This window comes from Bacteroides sp. GD17 (assembly GCF_038448625.1).
GTDB lineage: Bacteria > Bacteroidota > Bacteroidia > Bacteroidales > Bacteroidaceae > Bacteroides.
On sequence record NZ_JBCEZS010000012.1, the window covers coordinates 62,635 to 79,900 of the forward strand.

13 protein-coding genes are annotated in these 17,266 nt (G+C 46.6%); 6 read left to right on the top strand and 7 right to left on the bottom strand.

The window, feature by feature from the left end:
* Positions 1-63: 63 nt before the first annotated feature.
* The 5 genes from AAE250_RS17165 to AAE250_RS17185 form a co-directional block, all read right to left on the bottom strand.
* Positions 64-942: a LamG-like jellyroll fold domain-containing protein gene (locus tag AAE250_RS17165; protein WP_294597457.1), complete on the bottom strand. Its 879-nt coding sequence runs from the start codon at positions 940-942 to the stop codon at positions 64-66.
* A 253-nt stretch (positions 943-1,195) separates the two neighbouring features.
* Positions 1,196-3,154, bottom strand: a complete 1,959-nt coding sequence (locus tag AAE250_RS17170; protein ID WP_294597455.1) for a DUF6562 domain-containing protein — start codon at positions 3,152-3,154, stop codon at positions 1,196-1,198.
* 49 nt (positions 3,155-3,203) lie between these two features.
* The gene (locus tag AAE250_RS17175) at positions 3,204-4,226 is read right to left on the bottom strand and encodes a DUF6562 domain-containing protein (protein WP_294597452.1); all 1,023 of its coding nucleotides are present in this window, start codon (positions 4,224-4,226) and stop codon (positions 3,204-3,206) included.
* A gap of 8 nt (positions 4,227-4,234) precedes the next feature.
* A complete protein-coding gene (locus tag AAE250_RS17180) occupies positions 4,235-5,401 on the bottom strand; it encodes a DUF3575 domain-containing protein (RefSeq protein ID WP_294597450.1) in 1,167 nt (388 codons plus the stop codon).
* Between the two features lie 139 nt (positions 5,402-5,540).
* On the bottom strand, positions 5,541-6,767 hold the full coding sequence (locus AAE250_RS17185) for an AraC family transcriptional regulator (protein WP_294597448.1): 1,227 nt from the start codon (positions 6,765-6,767) through the stop codon (positions 5,541-5,543).
* A gap of 568 nt (positions 6,768-7,335) precedes the next feature.
* On the opposite strand from AAE250_RS17185, the gene AAE250_RS17190 reads away from it, so the two are divergent.
* Positions 7,336-9,435 carry a tetratricopeptide repeat protein gene (locus AAE250_RS17190; RefSeq protein ID WP_294597445.1) on the top strand — a complete coding sequence of 700 codons (2,100 nt, stop codon included), beginning with the start codon at positions 7,336-7,338 and terminating at the stop codon, positions 9,433-9,435.
* A gap of 32 nt (positions 9,436-9,467) precedes the next feature.
* On the opposite strand, the gene AAE250_RS17195 is transcribed toward AAE250_RS17190, so the two are convergent.
* Positions 9,468-10,904 (bottom strand): CCA tRNA nucleotidyltransferase, encoded by a 1,437-nt coding sequence (locus tag AAE250_RS17195; RefSeq protein WP_294597442.1) that lies wholly within the window; start codon positions 10,902-10,904, stop codon positions 9,468-9,470.
* Between the two features lie 80 nt (positions 10,905-10,984).
* Here AAE250_RS17195 and AAE250_RS17200 point away from each other — a divergent pair, with 80 nt between their 5' ends.
* Positions 10,985-11,818 (top strand): hypothetical protein, encoded by an 834-nt coding sequence (locus AAE250_RS17200; protein ID WP_294597440.1) that lies wholly within the window; start codon positions 10,985-10,987, stop codon positions 11,816-11,818.
* A 65-nt stretch (positions 11,819-11,883) separates the two neighbouring features.
* On the opposite strand, the gene AAE250_RS17205 is transcribed toward AAE250_RS17200, so the two are convergent.
* The gene (locus AAE250_RS17205) at positions 11,884-12,285 is read right to left on the bottom strand and encodes a response regulator (RefSeq protein ID WP_294597437.1); all 402 of its coding nucleotides are present in this window, start codon (positions 12,283-12,285) and stop codon (positions 11,884-11,886) included.
* Positions 12,286-12,371: 86 nt separating this feature from the next.
* On the opposite strand from AAE250_RS17205, the gene AAE250_RS17210 reads away from it, so the two are divergent.
* From AAE250_RS17210 to AAE250_RS17225, 4 genes are all read left to right on the top strand, one after another.
* Complete coding sequence (locus AAE250_RS17210) at positions 12,372-14,006, top strand: ABC-F family ATP-binding cassette domain-containing protein (RefSeq protein WP_294597434.1); 1,635 nt, start codon at positions 12,372-12,374, stop codon at positions 14,004-14,006.
* Between the two features lie 80 nt (positions 14,007-14,086).
* Entirely contained in the window at positions 14,087-15,463 is a 1,377-nt protein-coding gene (locus tag AAE250_RS17215; protein WP_294597431.1) for an FAD-dependent oxidoreductase, read from the top strand.
* Between the two features lie 62 nt (positions 15,464-15,525).
* Complete coding sequence (locus AAE250_RS17220) at positions 15,526-15,933, top strand: DUF6769 family protein (protein ID WP_294597428.1); 408 nt, start codon at positions 15,526-15,528, stop codon at positions 15,931-15,933.
* Between the two features lie 119 nt (positions 15,934-16,052).
* Positions 16,053-17,261 (top strand): efflux RND transporter periplasmic adaptor subunit, encoded by a 1,209-nt coding sequence (locus AAE250_RS17225; RefSeq protein WP_294597425.1) that lies wholly within the window; start codon positions 16,053-16,055, stop codon positions 17,259-17,261.
* The last annotated feature ends 5 nt before the right edge of the window (positions 17,262-17,266 follow it).

A 17,266-nucleotide genomic window follows, 5' to 3' on the forward strand; every position in this document is an offset into this window, starting at 1 on the left:
GGTGTTTCTTTTGTGAATTTCATAAATATAATAAAAGTTGATGCTTAGGGTAACTGGTTTTGTTTATATACCTGTTTGGGCAATGGTAATACTTTCCCAGATAGTGACGATTTCACCATCGACTTCGCACATTATCGGTTTGGATGTACCGAGGGATACCAGTCCTGCCAAATGGTGAGTACCTGCTTCGGGTTTGTAGCCAATGCGACCGGTAAAATTGACGGTTTTTGAAGTTTCAAATAGCTCGTTGAGCATTTGTTCTATGTTCTGATACCTACGGTTTATCGTGAAACGGAATTGCCTGCTTGGATAGACTATGACGATGCGGCCAAAGCATTTCGTTGTTATTTTTATCCCATTAGGACTTTGGCTTCTTCTTCCGTATTTGCTGAAATCGAACCAGACGAGGCTTTCTTGCTGCAATGTTTCTTCACCGGAAGTCAGGCTGCTGATTTCATTACCGGACAATGCCCGGTCGAAAATGAGAAAGTTCTTAAAATACGCATCCAGTCGCTTTCCGATACATAGTTCCTTTTCCGCCTTTCCTTTGTAGGGTGCTTTGCATTTGAAAGAATCTTTCTTTTCTCCTTCCAGCCATGCGGACAAGATTTTGCCATCATAGACTATGGCAATGGAATACCAATGGTCGGTGACAAACTCAGCGACCTTATATTCCGAGAACTTAGTGACACACCAATCTATTGCTGCAACGTAGAGCAATCCATCCATGATACCCATCTGAAACATATCCTTCTGTTCGAGAATCGATCCGTTCTGTGTATTTTTGAAACAAACCGTAGTGAAGATCGTGAAGGGTTTGTCGCCTTTCAAAGAAAATTCAGGAACAGATGTCGCAGGGATATAAGCATAATCGAGCCCTATGATGCCGTATCCTGTTGCGAGGGCTTTGAATGCTCCCGGTATTGTTTCATTCTCAGTCATGGCGTATCTTTCTGTCTTGCTGTTGTGATTAATAAATTAGTTGAATCTCTCGCTTTTGCGCTATTCCCCGCTGCGAAACGGGGAGTGCTGCCGACTGCACCCGGACATTTACGCAAACTGCCCGAATAGCTGTTTGAATTGAATTTACAGTGGGTTTGAAAGGAGGCGGACGGAGAGGCACGGACTTCCTCGGTTGAGTCCGTCCGTACCTGCCGTTTTACACCTCTTCAATCAAACTTCGCTGTTAGGATTATTACTGTTTCTTAACCAGTTTCAATGTGCTGCCACTGGCTTCCCATTTATAATTATAATTAGTGGCATTTTGGTTCATTGTACTGACTCTGCCAGATAATTCTGATTCAGTAGAGTAGGAAGCGTTATCACCGCCCGAAGTCCATCCTGAATAGCATTTCTCGATGCCTTCCGGAGTAGCACCACTTTTGTAATACCACGTACATCCTGAAATGACTCCTGAATTACCACTTAGGTCTGTATTAATGGCTGTCATTCCACCCGTTTGTACACCTGTATTACCGCTGATTGTCCCTTTGGCAAAGCAGGAAGTAATCTGTCCTACATTGCTGTCTGAAGTCCCCTGCAGGTTTTTCCCGCATATCCATCCAAGACGGCTTTCAGAAGTATTCACTTCGGTAGCCTTCACTGTACCTTCAAAGCTACAGAATGCAATGGTTCCGTAATTATCACCTGCTATTCCTCCGATGCTTGCACCCCCTGTACCAGTATATTCGACCTCACCTTTTACTGTTAAATGCTTGACGATTCCACCGTTTTGTACGTAACCGATAAAACCAACATAATATTTTTGGCTTTCAGATACATTTAGTCCTGAAATGGTATGTCCTTGCCCGTCGAATACTCCGTAAAAGGCCATGCCACCCATATTAAAAATACCTAACGGCATCCATTGATGGTTGTTCAGATTAATATCGGCTGTCAGTTTATAGGTGGCATAAGTATATGTATTATTAGTAGTGACGGCGTCTGATATGTTTTGATTTATTAACTTCTGCAATGCACAAAGCTGCTTCGCTGTGGAGATTTCGAAGACGTAGTCTTTGCCGTCCGTACCGGAGGAGACTGCCTCTCCGAGCCATGCCTTTGCTGTTGCTACGTCCGCAGGATAGTTGCCGTCCCAAGTATCGATGGTAGTGGTAATGTCATGATTTTCATCCGATGTCCCCCACTCATCCGTGATATCCACCGTCATTACCGTATTGGGCGAAGGAGTCACCGCCTCGTTGATAAGGCTTCCGGCGGCATTGGTGCAGTAGTTGCGTTTCAGGGGTATTCCGGCGGGGATGGTGACGGTTTTCAGCGTTTTGTTGCTGCCATCGTCGGGCTCGAATTCGAGCGCGATTTCTCCCATCGTGTCGTTATCCCCGGCAAAGAAATAGTTGAAGAAGAGAGTTTTGCACGTTTCGCCATTGATGATGACATCGTTGCCAAAACCACCATATGCAGAATTATTAGAATAATATGCAGAATATTTCTTAGTAACTGTTCCCGAAACGGCTCCCGTGGCTACATTCAGCGTCGTGGGAATATCGTGGGTAACATTTACTTGTTTGCAGTAACTGAAGTTCGTTGCATTCTTTTCTGCAATGGTCAGTTTGGCAAGCGGACGGGTAAGGGTCACATTAAAATTGGTCAGCGCCCCGACTCCTTTCGTGAAATCCTTGCAGGCAAAGAAAGCGTCCCGAATTAGAGGGTTATATTGGTAATTTGCTATACTTACGGCTTTCAGCCCGTCAGTTTCATCATCCGTTGTATAGCTGTTATCCTGATAATGTGTGTAACTGTTCGGGGTGGTCTTCTGTATTCCATTTGTAGTTATCGGAATATAATCCGCCCAGAACAAAGCCTTGTAGTCGGCAGGATTCTCCAGCTCGAACTCAAACTTGATGTCGGTATCTCCTGTAGTGGGGACTTTTTCCTGACGGACAATCAGTGTGCTTAAATCCTTGCTCCATACTTCGAGTATGCAGCGCAGCTTATGCTGACCACCATTAATCTCCGTGGGAGGCGTTGGCAGTGCCCGTGTTCCGGGTTGTGCAAAGTCGGCAGGCAGCGAGGCGGTGAAGCTCACGCGGTTGCTTTCACCGGCAGTCAGCGCCTCGGTTTCGTTCGGACTGCACGAGGTTATCAGCCCTGCGAGGGCGATTAACCAGAGATAAAATCGGTACTTTTTCATTGTTCTCAGAGTTTTTTAAGTTATAAATTTATTGGTAATTCACTCGTTTCTATTTTAAACCGTCGAGGTCAAAGTCTATATCCCCGTCAAATCCGGTGTCTATATCCACCCCGCCTTTCATTTCGTTGGTAAGGAAAGCTCCGCGCACGGTGGTGAGGTGTCCCCGTCGGTAGGGCACTTCCAGTCCGGCGGTACGGGCTGCGACTTCCCCGGCAGGGCCTTTTACTTCCATGGTGAGCACCACGAATGATTCCGTGCCATTGACGAAAATGTAGTCCGTGCCTATCGTGCATTCTTCCGAGCCGTCGGCGGGCAGTGTCAGCGGGGTGGTGAAACTCACTCCCGCCTGCGAATTGGCAGGTTTGCCCGTCAGGACGTTGAAGCCCAGCGGAACGTAAAAGCCGTAGGAGAAGGTGACGCTGTAACCTTCGGCTGTGCCACGCTCTTTCTTCATCTTGCGCAGGAAGTCCTTTACGTCCGTAGCGATAATCTCGTATTGTGCCAGCGGGCGTACCATATCTACCTGCACCTGTACTTTGGCGTTCCATTCGTCCCGGTACGGGCGCAAATCGAGCGGTGCCGTTCCGTAAAGGCAATCGCGGTAAGGGGTGTTTCCTATATAGGGCGTGGTGCAGGACACTTGCTGCAAGTCCTCCGTGTTGTAATAAAGGTCGGCTTCCGTACCTGCCGCCACGTAGTCCGTCCAGACTGCCAGCGTGTATTCCAATGCGTGCAGTTTCAGGTTGATGGGCAGGGTGATTTTGTCGCTTCCGCTTTCTTCCGCTTCTTCGAGTACCGTTACTTGCCGCTGGGCGACTTTGCCGTCGTGGTAGGCATCGATGATGAAGCGGCGGCGGTAGGTATCGGTAGCGGCTTTCGTGGTTCCCGAGCGTGCTTTATCGGTGATAATCTGTAAGGGCACAAGCTCCAAATCAAGTGTCACTTCGGTATTTACTTGTACGAGTGTAGGGTCAACGCCTTCCTCGCCATCGTCTGTCATCGTCGGGTAGTCGTGTACGCAACCCGTAAGCAGGATGATAAATAAGAATAGCAAATAGTATCGTTTCTTCATATCGTTTATTATTTAAGATTGAACCGATATACAACGGAAATACCTACACGGGTGATGCCCCAATAGTTCTTTGTACGGGTGTCTATCCGTGCGCCGTTGCCTATATTATAATAGGTGTTATACTTCATGTTGGCGTATCCCGCACCGAGGGTAAACTCGCCTGCCCAGTGTTCGCCGAGCGGCAGCAAGTAACCGTAACTGATACCTGCACCCAGAAGCGGACGGGAGGTATCTTGATAGCGGTCGCGGTTCCACTTCACGTTGAACCAACCTATGTGCGCATGTACGCCGAAGAAATGCCCTTCGCCGGGACGTGTCAGCCAATAGCGGCCTTCCGGCTGGATGGTAAAGGTCTTAACGGCATGTTTGTCGCTGACGTGCCACGGACACCAGAGTACCGGTAATTCCACAGAAATATGTTCGCTCACCTGCACATCGGCGGCAAGGTTCATTATCGTACCCGCCCATGCCGCAAGGTTGGTCTTGACGGCCACGTAGCGGGATGACGTTTGCGGAGCGGATACTGATTCGTCTGTTTGCATCGGTTTGTCCGTCTGTTCCGGTTCGGATTTCACTTGTTGCTGCACCGGGGTGACTTGTTGCTCCACCTGCTGTATCTCCTCCTTTATTTCCTGCTTTTCTCTAACCGGTTCCGTCTCTTTTTCCACAACGACCGGAGTGATTTCTTCGGTTTTCTGCTCTTTCTCAGCCGGAAGGGATTTCGATACGTCCTCTTCCATCTGTTTAAGTGGTGGAAGTGATGAATAGCTGATTACAACTATATCTCCCAAATCCGGATGGTTATGAGGGGTATTTACTGTTTTGAAATCCCGTTCGCGCAATCCATAGTAATTAATAAGATAACCTTTCAGGTTGATACAACGGTGAAAAGCTGTACGCTGGTTGCGAGAGTCATTTTCACATTCCCCGGAATAACCATTCACATAGAGCGTATCCTTTCCTTTGGAAAACGTTTGCAACCGTTTCTTTAATAATTGTAGTGTCTGCCGGTTGCTTTTGTAGTCTGCCTTGAACATTTGTATGCAAGGCGGGTAATGGAAAACGAATGTACTGTCGGAGGCAGTACCTTTATTTCCTTCCTGCGTCGTTTGTGCATTCAGTGAGGAACAAAGAATGAAGCCTATTATCAGGCAACTAATGATTTTTTTATTCATCAATACATGTATTTATTTTGTTCTTAACTATCGTTGTTTATTCTATTTTGCAAAGCTATATATCCTTAATTTGCAATTCGTCAAAACCATATTGTCATTTTATCAAAATCTTAGTATTCATGCGGAATTGAGGGCAATTTTATCCTGAATTCTCTTTTTCACGGTATTGTTTAGGTGTAATTCCATCGTGATATTGTGCAAAAGCCCGGTGCAATGCCGAAGGTGAAGTGAAGCCGGATTTCAGAGCAACCTGGTTGACTGTAAGTTCCGAATGATTCCGCAGCAGTTCTTCGGCATAATGGATGCGGTAGCTGCGTACCACATCGCTGAAACTTTCTCCCCAGCCTTCATTGAATATCTGTGAAAGGTAAGTCCGGTTCAACGGAAGCACCCCTGCAACATCCATCAATTTGAAATCCTTACGCAAATAAGGTTTTGTTTCTTCCATCCATTGCTGTACTTTTGTTTTGTATTCGGGCAGTTTTACAAGAAATACCGTTTCATTCATACTCTTTTCCTGTTGTTCCACATTATCCACGGTTAAAAGAGGCGGCAGTTCTTCCACTTCTTCATTTTTCCGGGCTTCTTCTTCATTCATGGTATGGCGGAAGAAGTTTTCCGGATACGGGTTTTCATGGAAGAAGCCTTTGTAAAAGATGAAACCGAAAAACAGTTGGACTATGATATTATGTACTACATAGCAATAGGTATTGCCGTCCAGCAATATCCAGCAGAAAGCGAACATGATAAACATCGTCCCTAAACCATAAAACCGCAACCAGGATATTTCCATGCCTTCGGTCGAAGCATAGTTTGCATCACACCATTGCTGGTATGAAACCTCATAGCGATAGACAATCAGAATCAGATAAGCGATATATGCAAACACGGAAAAAGCGATAACTAATCTGTACCAGACATTGAATTGTCCCATATTTATAAGAAGGGTATCCCAATGATCCAGACAGACAGGAGTTTCGCCGAGCAGATACATAATCACAAAATATAAAGCTACAATCACCAGATAAGGAGACATGACCAGCAAACAGCGTTTCGGGTTGAGCCAGCCGGGGCGGACGACTTCAAGAGGATAGAAAAGGGTAATGATAGCATAAAGATTACCGGCTATCAAGACAAAAGGGTCAAGGACGCTACTCTCCATCGTTCCCATAAAGCCGAGTAAAATACCAAAGATGCGGATTACATAAGCTATTCCCCAAGCCAGCATGACATACGCAAGCAAACGCTTGGAGCGACTGCCTTCTGCATTAAGAAGAAGTAAAATCGCTCCCGCCATGCAGATAACGGTACACATCGGTATCAACATCTGCAAAACGGATTCCCATCCGGGAATAATCAGGTTCATAAAATCATCATATTCATTTTACACTACGTTTTATCGCGCCTAAACACAAGAAAGGCGTGAGCCACTGTTAACTTTATCCATAAATCAGGTCTTCGCAATACCCGTGTTGTTAGATAAAGCAACAGCACTCACGCCATTTGTTGTATATAGGCTACTACGTAGCATACCCGGAAGGGTTTGCAATAAGTAGGTATATAACAAAAGGACGTGAGCGTTTGTTGCTACCATCTCCAACAACACTGAATCAAAGTTGCGAAGTTTGATTTATGGAGATTGGTATTTTTAAACGCTTCCGTTGTCACATGTCTCATTCCGCCCTAAAAAGCAGAATGCGTACAAAGATAACGAATGCCGTTTATTTATCAAAGCAGCACGGCAATTGTTTTCACCGGACGGTACGAAAATACTAACTTACGAGCAGTAAGGGAGAAAAAGCCGATGGACAATTCGATACCCAAAAACGAAAACCGTCAATTATTTCTTAAAAAAGCACCTTTTCTCCCTTGTTTTGCAAGGAGATTAGAGAAATTATGTATCTTTAATCATTTAATATTATTCCGATTGTACAATGATAAACAAACACACCTTATTATATATATTTTGTTTCTTTCTCTATGTGGCATTAACCGGATGCCACAAGTCGTCCCAACCGATTAACCGGAGTGATATCCGTGAATGGCTTTCACAGGATGCAGACTCGTGCTTATGGTATTGTACCGACCAATATACCACCTTACTTAAAGAAAAGAGATACCAGGAAATAGAGCAACTGTATGCCTCCGTTTTGCGTGCTATGCCGGAACATCCCAAAAGGGGCAAAAATATGAACTTCCTGATGGGCTGGGTGCTGTCCTATTATTATAATGCCCTGATGTATCAAGACAAAGTGGACGGCAGCGAATTTCTGACTGACAGCCTGCTGAACAGTAGCCACCCTTACTATACCCAGGTGCTTCGCCCGGAACTGCTTGCCCACTCCTGCAAGTTCTACCTGGCTCAAAACCGGATGAAGCAGGTAGACAGTATCGGACACCTTTTTCTTTCACTTCCCCCTACGGACGATCCACGGAGAGATGCCCGGACATGGCATATTATGGCATATTCTCTGGAGTTTTGCAGTATTGACACTAAAACACCCATGCAACTGATGGAACATGCGGTAGAATCGTGCCGGAAAGCGGAAGGCAAAGTAGGCAATGAAGGTGAAATATATGACTACATGGGTTACCTCTACTGGAAAAACGGAGAACCCGAGAAGGCAATAACCGCCATTCAGGAAGCGATAGACTGGTACACAGCCCGTCCGGGGACTCCGGGGGACGGGTTGATAGAATGTTACAACGACCTTAGCCGGGTATATACTACCCTTGAACTATATGATAAAGCCATAGAAGCCAATACCCTTGCCGTGGAAGTATCCAAGAAGCTGGATAACTGGACGCTGGAAGAGGTGTACCGTCTGCGTGCCGCCTGCTTCAGCAATGCCGGGAAGAAGGATTCTGCGCTGTTTTATATCCAGGAAGCTATCAAAGCTACTCCGAAAAGCGCGGAAAATTACTTCAATCTTTTATTACGCATCAACCGGTTGGAATATTATTATGCCGCCTACCCAGACTCCATAGCCGGACAACTGGATGAATGTTGCCGTTTGCTAAAAGATACCACCGATATAGACCCGGTTGCCCAGAACAATTTGTATGCTTACTATGGCATGGCATTGCTGCGAACGCCGGGACACGAACAAGAAGGAGTGGAACAGTTGGAGCGGAGTTTTCGGAATTTTCAAACGTCCCGTTTTCCGGAAGGGATCATTTCCGTCGGCGATGAATTGATACGTGCCTACATCCAAACAGGAATGCCGGACCGGATTTCATCTATATACTCCTTATATACTGAAACAAGCGACAGCCTGCGGCATCAGGCACGTGCCAATGCTGCTATCGGAGCCAATATCCGTTACGAAACAGGACGCAAGGAACATGAGAACCTTGTTCTTGCCGCCGAGGTGTCTTTGAAGCAACGGACGCTAATTTTTACCTGGCTATTGGTCGGACTGCTGTTTGCCATCCTTCTCGTTGGGGGGATGTATATGCGTCAGCGCCAGCAATTCCTTCGTCAGATCAGTAACGCACGCCTCTCACAAATCAGCGGGTTACTCCAGGCACAACAGGAACTGAAAGAGAAAAACGAATCCTTGCTGGAAATGCAGGAAGAATTGCGTCAAAGCAACGAGGCATTGTTCAAGGCAAAACAAGAGTTAAGCCAGCATAATGCTTCATTGACACAAGAGCTTCACACGACATCCAGCCAGCTCAACGAAGTGTCTTCACGATTGGATGCCGTGTCGAAACAGAAAGTTGTTACCGACCTTCGGATGAAAATCAGCACCCAAATTTTCAATTCCGACAAAGAAGCTGAGTTCCGCCGTAGCTTCACCGCCTTCTATCCCAATTATATTCCTGCCCTACACCGGTTAAGCCCGGATATTACCCGTACAGACGAGCTGATTGCCATGCTTGTTATTCTGGAATTAAGCAGTGACGAGATTGGTCTCACATTGGGTATTTCCAGAATTGGAGTAAACAAGGCCCGCAGCCGGATGCGTAAAAGACTGGGGTTAGCCGGTGACGCTAAATTGGAGGACTTTCTGAAAGGGATTTGGGATTAAGGTAATAGAGTGATAACACTATTATCACCTTATCACTCTATTACTTTTTTCAGCCCCATTTTCTCCGCCCGTTGCAACATAAATGCACGGGCGGCTTCGTATTCATTGGGAATAACGCCATCCAGAATTGCATCTTTAATAGCACTTTTCAAAGTACCAACCTGCTGACAGGGAGACAAGCCGAAAGTTTTCATAATCTCCTCACCACTGACCGGAGGCTGGAAATTGCGGATGCGGTCACGCTCTTCCAGATCTTTCAACTTCTGGCGTACCAGCTGGAAGTTATTCAGAAAGCGCTTCTTGCGTTCCGTATTCTTGGAGGTGATGTCGGCTTCGCATAAAGTCATCAGGTCATCAATGTCATCGCCTGCTTCAAACAAAAGACGACGGACAGCCGAATCGGTAACAACATCATCGGCTATGACGATAGGACGCATGTGCAGGCTGACCAGCTTTTGCACATATTTCATCTTTTCGTTCATGGGCAACTTCATCCTACGGAAGATATCGGGTACCATCTTCTCGCCGATAAAGTTATGATTGTGGAAAGTCCAACCGGCACGGGGTTCCCAACGTTTGGTTACGGGCTTGGCTATATCGTGCAGAAGAGCTGCCCAGCGTAACCAAAGGTTATCGGTCTTCTTACTTATATTATCAAGCACCTCGAGGGTATGATAGAAATTATCCTTGTGTGCCCGTCCGTTACGGGTTTCTACTCCCTGCAAAGCAACCAGTTCGGGGAAGATCAGTTCCAACAACCCGGAACGGTCCAAATCAATAAATCCTTTGGAAGGTACCGGTGAAAGAAGTATTTTGTTCAACTCGTCGGCAATGCGCTCTTTGGAAATAATGGAAATACGCTCTTTATTGCGACACAAGGAATCAAAGGTTACATCGTCTATGTAAAAGTTCAGCTGGGTAGCAAATCGGATGCAGCGCATCATGCGCAAAGGGTCGTCGCTGAACGTGATATCAGGGTCGAGCGGAGTACGGATAGTCTTCTCTTTCAAGTCCTCCATACCTCCGAACGGGTCTACCAACTCACCATAACGTGTCTGGTTCAGGCAAACGGCCAATGCATTGATGGTAAAGTCGCGACGGTTCTGGTCATCTTCCAATGTGCCGTCTTCCACGATCGGCTTGCGGGAATCGTGCGTATAGGATTCTTTCCGTGCACCTACAAATTCCACCTCCGTACCGTGATACTTCAATTGTGCCGTACCAAAGTTCTTAAAGACGGATACGTGTGCACCACGCCCCAGGCGCTTGCCCAATGCTTCGGCCATTGCAATGCCGCTGCCCACCACCACCACATCAATATCCTTGGAGGGACGTTGCAGGAAAATATCGCGTACATATCCGCCAACTACATAGCATTCCAATCCCAATTCATCAGCAGTTTCGGATATCCGTTTGAATATATCGTCACTAAAATGTTGTTTCAGTTCTTCTGGCGTCAACTCTATCATTTGTCAATAAATCATTTTCGAGCTGCAAAGATACAGATATTATTTCTATTTTTGTCCTCACTAATAAAAGAACAACAATTATGAAGAAAGTAATACTCCTTGCGTGCCTCTGTTGCACGCTCTTCTCCTGCGATGACGTAGAGAAGAAAGCCGGTGAAAAGTTGCAGGCTGCCCGCCAAGCTTTTGAACAGGGCAATTACAGCGAAGCCAAAATACTGATCGACAGCATCAAGATTCTCTATCCCAAAGCCTTTGAAACCCGCCGTGCAGGCATCGGACTGATGCAGGAAGTGGAACTTGAAGAGCAGCAAAAGAGCCTGGTCTACCTTGACAGCATGCTCCAGGCGAAACAGCAGGAATTTGACGCCATTAAAGGTAAATATACTTTCGAGAAAGATGCCGAGTATCAAACAATCGGTAACTACCTGCATCCCTCACAAGTGATAGAAAAGAATCTACACCGCTCCTTCCTCCGCTTCCAGGTAGATGAAAACGGTGTGATGAGTATGACTTCCATTTACTGCGGTTCTCACAACATCCATCATGTAGCCGTCAAAGTCACTGCCCCCGATGGCAGCTTTGCTGAAACGCCTGCCGCCAAAGACAGCTACGAAACCACTGACCTTGGTGAGAAGATAGAAAAGGCGGATTTCAAGATGGGTGAAGACGGCAACGTCATGGGCTTCCTTTATCTGAACAAAGACAAGAATATCAAAGTGGACTATCAGGGAGAACGCCCCTACTCCACCAATATGACTCCCGCCGATCGCCAGGCACTTGCAAGTGTCTACGAATTGGCACAGCTACTCTCGTCCATAACAGAGATAAAAAAGAACATGGAAGAAGCCAATCTGAAGATTGAGTTCGTAAAGAAGAAAATGGAGGAAAGGAAGCAACAGACAGACATACAATAAAATAAGGGGATGGTAAAACAATCGTTTTATCATCCCCTCATTTTATAATGTACGCTATTCTCAATCTACCACACCAATTTTGGCAGATATCTGCTTAAGCAGGTACGCAAAGCACTCAATGTAATCGGTTTCACCAATACCTCCGATGCTCCGCACTCCATAGCTTTCTCACGATCGGTAGTAAATGCATAGGCCGTCTGCATAATAATGGGCAACGTCCCATTATCCTGGCGTATAATTACCGTAGCATCCAAACCATTCATAATAGGCATTTTTATGTCCATCAAGATGGCTTCCGCCTTATCACGGTTCTCCTTGAACAAAGCAACCATTTCTTCACCGTTCTTCGCCCATAATATATCACATTTCTTGCCGATAATAGCTTTAATCAACTTAAAATTACTTTCATCATCCTCCGCAACCAATATTAGCGGGCGATAATCCTCTGACAATTTTTCAGTTTCCATGACTTACGCATTTTGTTTGTACGAGGCAAAGATATAAAAAATAATATAATTATGTTATCTTTGCGCCTCAATTTAAATAATACACAATGATTTCTATAGACGGACTGGCCGTAGAGTTTGGCGGCACTACCTTATTTAGTGATATATCCTTTGTCATCAACGAAAAAGACCGCATCGCCCTAATGGGAAAAAACGGCGCGGGAAAAAGTACTTTGCTAAAGATACTGGCAGGTGCCAGGCAGCCTACCCGCGGCAGGATTTCAGCTCCCAAAGACTGCGTCATAGCCTATCTGCCGCAACACTTGATGACGGAAGACGGACGTACCGTATTCCAGGAAGCAGCACAGGCATTTGCCCACCTGCACGAGATGGAAGCCGAGATAGAACGCCTCAACAAAGAACTGGAAACACGCACCGACTACGAAAGTGACAGCTACATGGAACTTATCGAGAACGTTTCGGCATTGAGCGAGAAGTTCTACGCCATTGATGCAACAAACTATGAGGAAGATGTAGAGAAGGCATTACTCGGCCTGGGATTTACGCGTGACGACTTTGGCCGCCAAACCAGTGATTTCAGTGGCGGATGGCGCATGCGCATCGAGCTTGCCAAGCTGTTGTTACAAAAGCCGGATGTACTGCTACTGGACGAGCCTACCAACCATCTCGACATCGAGTCCATCCAATGGCTGGAAGATTTCCTTATTAATAATGGTAAGGCCGTTATCGTCATCAGCCACGACCGCAAGTTCGTGGACAACATTACCACCCGCACCATCGAAGTAACCATGGGACGGATTTACGATTACAAAGTAAACTACTCCAAATATCTGGAACTCCGCAAAGAGCGCCGTGAACAGCAGCAGAAGGCTTACGAGGAACAACAGAAGTTCATAGCCGAAACCAAAGAGTTCATAGAGCGATTTAAAGGTACTTACTCCAAAACCCTGCAGGTGCAGAGCCGCGTAAAGATGCTGGAGAAGTTGGAGATACTGGAAGTAGACGAAGAAGATACCTCAGCACTGCGGCTGAAATTCCCACCCTCCCCCCGTTCGGGCAATTATCCCGTCATTATGGAAAGCGTAGGAAAGAGCTACGGTGACCACGTCGTGTTCAAGAATGCCAACCTCACTATAGAGAGAGGTGACAAGGTGGCCTTCGTAGGCAAAAACGGCGAAGGTAAGTCTACCCTGGTGAAGTGCATTATGAAGGAGATAGAGCATGAAGGAACTCTCACCATAGGACACAACGTACAGATAGGCTACTTTGCACAAAACCAGGCTTCCCTGCTGGACGAGAACCTGACGGTGTTCCAAACCATCGACGACGTTGCCAAAGGAGAAATCCGTAACAAGATACGCGATCTGCTGGGCGCTTTCATGTTTGGCGGTCCGGAAGAATCTATGAAGAAAGTAAAAGTGCTGTCCGGAGGAGAGCGTACGCGCCTTGCCATGATAAAGTTGCTACTCGAACCGGTAAACCTGCTGATACTGGATGAGCCCACCAACCACCTGGACATGAAAACCAAAGATATCCTGAAGCAGGCGCTCATGGATTTCGACGGCACGCTGATCCTCGTCAGTCACGACCGCGACTTCCTGGACGGGCTGGTAACCAAGGTTTATGAATTCGGAAACAAGCAGGTGAAAGAACATCTGAGTGGTATCTATGAATTTCTGGAAAAGAAGAAGATGGACTCGCTTCGCGAACTGGAACGGTAAACATTCCTTAACTCTCCTGCCGAACAAATTGTTAATTCATATTGTTTCATTTCATTAACCGTTTAATAACGAGAAAGAATATGAAACAATATGATGCCCTTATTATAGGATTCGGCAAAGGCGGCAAGAAACTTGCCACCGAACTGGCCGAGCGCAATTGGAAAGTAGCCATTGCGGAACGTTCTCCCCACATGTACGGAGGGACGTGTGTCAACGTAGGCTGTATTCCTACCAAAGCCTTGATTCATGAATCCGAGTATGCCGAACAACGATTCTACAACGATTACCCAAATCAGTCCAAGCTCTATGCACAAGCCGTCGGCCGGAAAGACAAACTGGTGGCTTTCCTACGTGAAAAGAATTATGAAAATGTAAAAAACAACCCTAATATAACCCTCTATGACGGAACAGCTTCTTTCCTGTCGAAAGATACAATCAAAGTGACTTCCGATAAGGAAGAAATTGTTCTGAAAGGAAAAGAGATATTCATCAATACCGGTTCCACCCCCGTTCTGCCTGCCATAGACGGAATTAAGAACAGCAAGTATGTATATACCAGCGAGACTTTGCTAAGCCTGGACAAGCTGCCTGCCGAATTACTCATTATCGGCGGAGGCGCCATCGGGCTGGAATTTGCAACCATGTATGCGGGCTTCGGAAGTCAGGTCACCCTGCTGGAAGCCGGAAACCGCTTTCTACCCAAAGTAGACCGTGACATCGCCGCATCCATGCTCGAAGCATTGGAACGGAAAAATATCCATATCAGACAGAATGCCCGTATCCAGTCGGTACATGACACCGCCGGCGGAATCACCCTGACCTATACGGACAGCACGGATGGCACTCCCTATTATCTGAAAGGAGATGCACTGCTATTGGCTACCGGACGTAAACCTATGATCGATGCATTGAATCTATCCAAAGCCGGGGTATTGGTAAACGGACAGGGAGCCGTCGTTGTCAACGAATATCTCCAAACCACAACTCCACATATCTGGGCATTGGGAGATGTCCGGGGGTGCGAACAGTTCGACTACCTGTCCATCGACGATTTCCGCATCATCCGCAACCAGCTGTTCGGAGATAAGAAGCGAAGTCTGAACGACCGGCATCCGATACCTTTTGCCATCTTTACCGACCCACCGCTGGCGCATATCGGACTGACGGAAGAGGAAGCCGTGAAGCAAGGTTACCCCGTGCAAGTAGCACGCATTCCGGCAGCCGTGGTTCCGCGTGCCCGCACGCAGCACAACATGGACGGCATGCTCAAAGCAGTAATCAATTCGCACACCGGACGCATCGTCGGCTGTACACTGCTTTGTATCGATGCTCCGGAAGTAATCAATACAGTGGCACTGGCCATGAAAACGGGACAACATTACAGTTTCCTGCGAGATTTTATCTTCACTCATCCCAGCATGAACGAAGGTTTGAATGAATTATTCAATTCTTTTTAGCATTTTGTGTTTGGTAATTAAGCTATTAACCTCTATCTTTGCGTCCATTCAGAGATAGAGGAATGAAAAAAAGACAGTACATAACACTTTTCCTGTTTTTCATCAGCTTAATAATGCTGGTGATACCCGTCATTCCCCATCATCATCATGCCGACGGACTGATTTGCATGAAGAATGATGTCACTACCAGTTGCTGCGGACATCAGCATAGCAACGGAGGTGACCATTGTTGCTGTGACACCGGATGCATGACCACGCACTTCTTCCAGCAAACGCCCACTTCGAACGATGTCTGGTTACATCCGGACACTCCGTGGGTAGTTACTTTACTCTTTGAGCCTCTTTCCAAATTACTCATCTTGCCCGAATTCGATATAAACAGGCAGGATTGTGTCTATTTAGAATCTCTGCACGGCACGTTTATCACACGTGCCACGGGACTTCGCGCCCCTCCTTTTGTTCTTGCTTAATCCTGCATCGGCATACCGCCGGAAACAGGTTTCATCCGGATGGGAATGTATGCAACCAAACTGCAATTCCCATTTCCTAACTTTGTATTCAAATTTAAAAGTAAGAACAAAATATCATCATGAGAAAAGTTATTTTCATGGGAGCTTTAGGATTATTCCTATTGGGTTCCTGCAACAGCAAGTCCGGAGAAAATCACGAAGGACATAATCACGAAACAGAAGAGCACAGCCACGAAGGGCATGACCACGAACACGAAGGCCATAGCCATGAGCACGAAGGAGAAGACAGTCACAGTGACGGCGGAAGCGATGAAATCATTTTTCCTCCCGCCAAGGCACAAGCTGCCGGCGTGAAAGTCAGCACAGTTGAACCCGGTATCTTCCACCAGGTTATCAAAACCAGCGGGCAGGTACTGGCGGCACAAGGAGACGAAAGCGTAGCCGTAGCTACAGTGGCAGGTGTCGTTTCATTCAAAGGCAAGGTCATCGAAGGCATGAGCGTAAGCAAAGGAACTCCCTTGGTAATTCTTTCTTCCAAGAACATGGCAGACGGCGACCCGGTACAAAGAGCGCGCATTGCCTACGAAGTTTCCAAGAAAGAATACGAACGCATGAAAGCGCTTGTAGGAAACAAGATTGTATCGGAAAAAGAGTTTGCACAAGCCGAACAGGTTTACGAGAATGCCCGCATCAGTTATGAGGCAGTTGCCAAGAATCATTCTGCCAGCGGGCAGGCTGTTGTCTCGCCCATCAGCGGATATGTAAAAAACCTGCTGGTGAAAGAGGGGGATTATGTAGCAGTAGGACAACCACTGGTCAGCGTCACCCAAAACCGGAAACTGTTTCTGCGTGCCGATGTATCGGAGAAGTATTATCCGTATCTGAGTAGTATCGGTTCGGCCAATTTCAGTACTCCTTATAATAATAAGGTATATACACTGAAAGAATTGGATGGCCGTATGCTTTCTTATGGAAAAGCTTCGGGCGAGAACGGCTACTATGTGCCCGTCACTTTCGAGTTCGATAACAAGGGAGACATCATTCCCGGTGCATTTGTAGAAATATTCCTGCTCTCCACACCGATGGAAGGTGTGATATCCCTGCCGCACACGGCACTGACTGAGGAGCAAGGCAGTTTCTTCGCTTACCTGCAACTGGACGAAGAAGGTTACAAGAAGCAACTTGTCACCCTCGGCGCGGATAACGGTGAAAGCGTACAGATACTTTCCGGCATAAAAGCAGGTGACCGCGTCGTAACCCAAGGAACCTACCAAGTGAAGTTGGCATCGGCTACAAATGCGATTCCGGCACATAGTCATGAACATTAATTTAG

Coding starts and splice junctions, on each gene's coding strand:
- AAE250_RS17215 (WP_294597431.1), top strand. CDS start 14,087: ATGAAACAATATGATGCCCTTATTATAGGATTCGGCAAAGGCGGCAAG.
- AAE250_RS17205 (WP_294597437.1), bottom strand. CDS start 12,285: ATGGAAACTGAAAAATTGTCAGAGGATTATCGCCCGCTAATATTGGTT.
- AAE250_RS17225 (WP_294597425.1), top strand. CDS start 16,053: ATGAGAAAAGTTATTTTCATGGGAGCTTTAGGATTATTCCTATTGGGT.
- AAE250_RS17190 (WP_294597445.1), top strand. CDS start 7,336: ATGATAAACAAACACACCTTATTATATATATTTTGTTTCTTTCTCTAT.
- AAE250_RS17210 (WP_294597434.1), top strand. CDS start 12,372: ATGATTTCTATAGACGGACTGGCCGTAGAGTTTGGCGGCACTACCTTA.
- AAE250_RS17185 (WP_294597448.1), bottom strand. CDS start 6,767: ATGAACCTGATTATTCCCGGATGGGAATCCGTTTTGCAGATGTTGATA.
- AAE250_RS17180 (WP_294597450.1), bottom strand. CDS start 5,401: ATGAATAAAAAAATCATTAGTTGCCTGATAATAGGCTTCATTCTTTGT.
- AAE250_RS17220 (WP_294597428.1), top strand. CDS start 15,526: ATGAAAAAAAGACAGTACATAACACTTTTCCTGTTTTTCATCAGCTTA.
- AAE250_RS17200 (WP_294597440.1), top strand. CDS start 10,985: ATGAAGAAAGTAATACTCCTTGCGTGCCTCTGTTGCACGCTCTTCTCC.
- AAE250_RS17175 (WP_294597452.1), bottom strand. CDS start 4,226: ATGAAGAAACGATACTATTTGCTATTCTTATTTATCATCCTGCTTACG.
- AAE250_RS17195 (WP_294597442.1), bottom strand. CDS start 10,904: ATGATAGAGTTGACGCCAGAAGAACTGAAACAACATTTTAGTGACGAT.
- AAE250_RS17165 (WP_294597457.1), bottom strand. CDS start 942: ATGACTGAGAATGAAACAATACCGGGAGCATTCAAAGCCCTCGCAACA.
- AAE250_RS17170 (WP_294597455.1), bottom strand. CDS start 3,154: ATGAAAAAGTACCGATTTTATCTCTGGTTAATCGCCCTCGCAGGGCTG.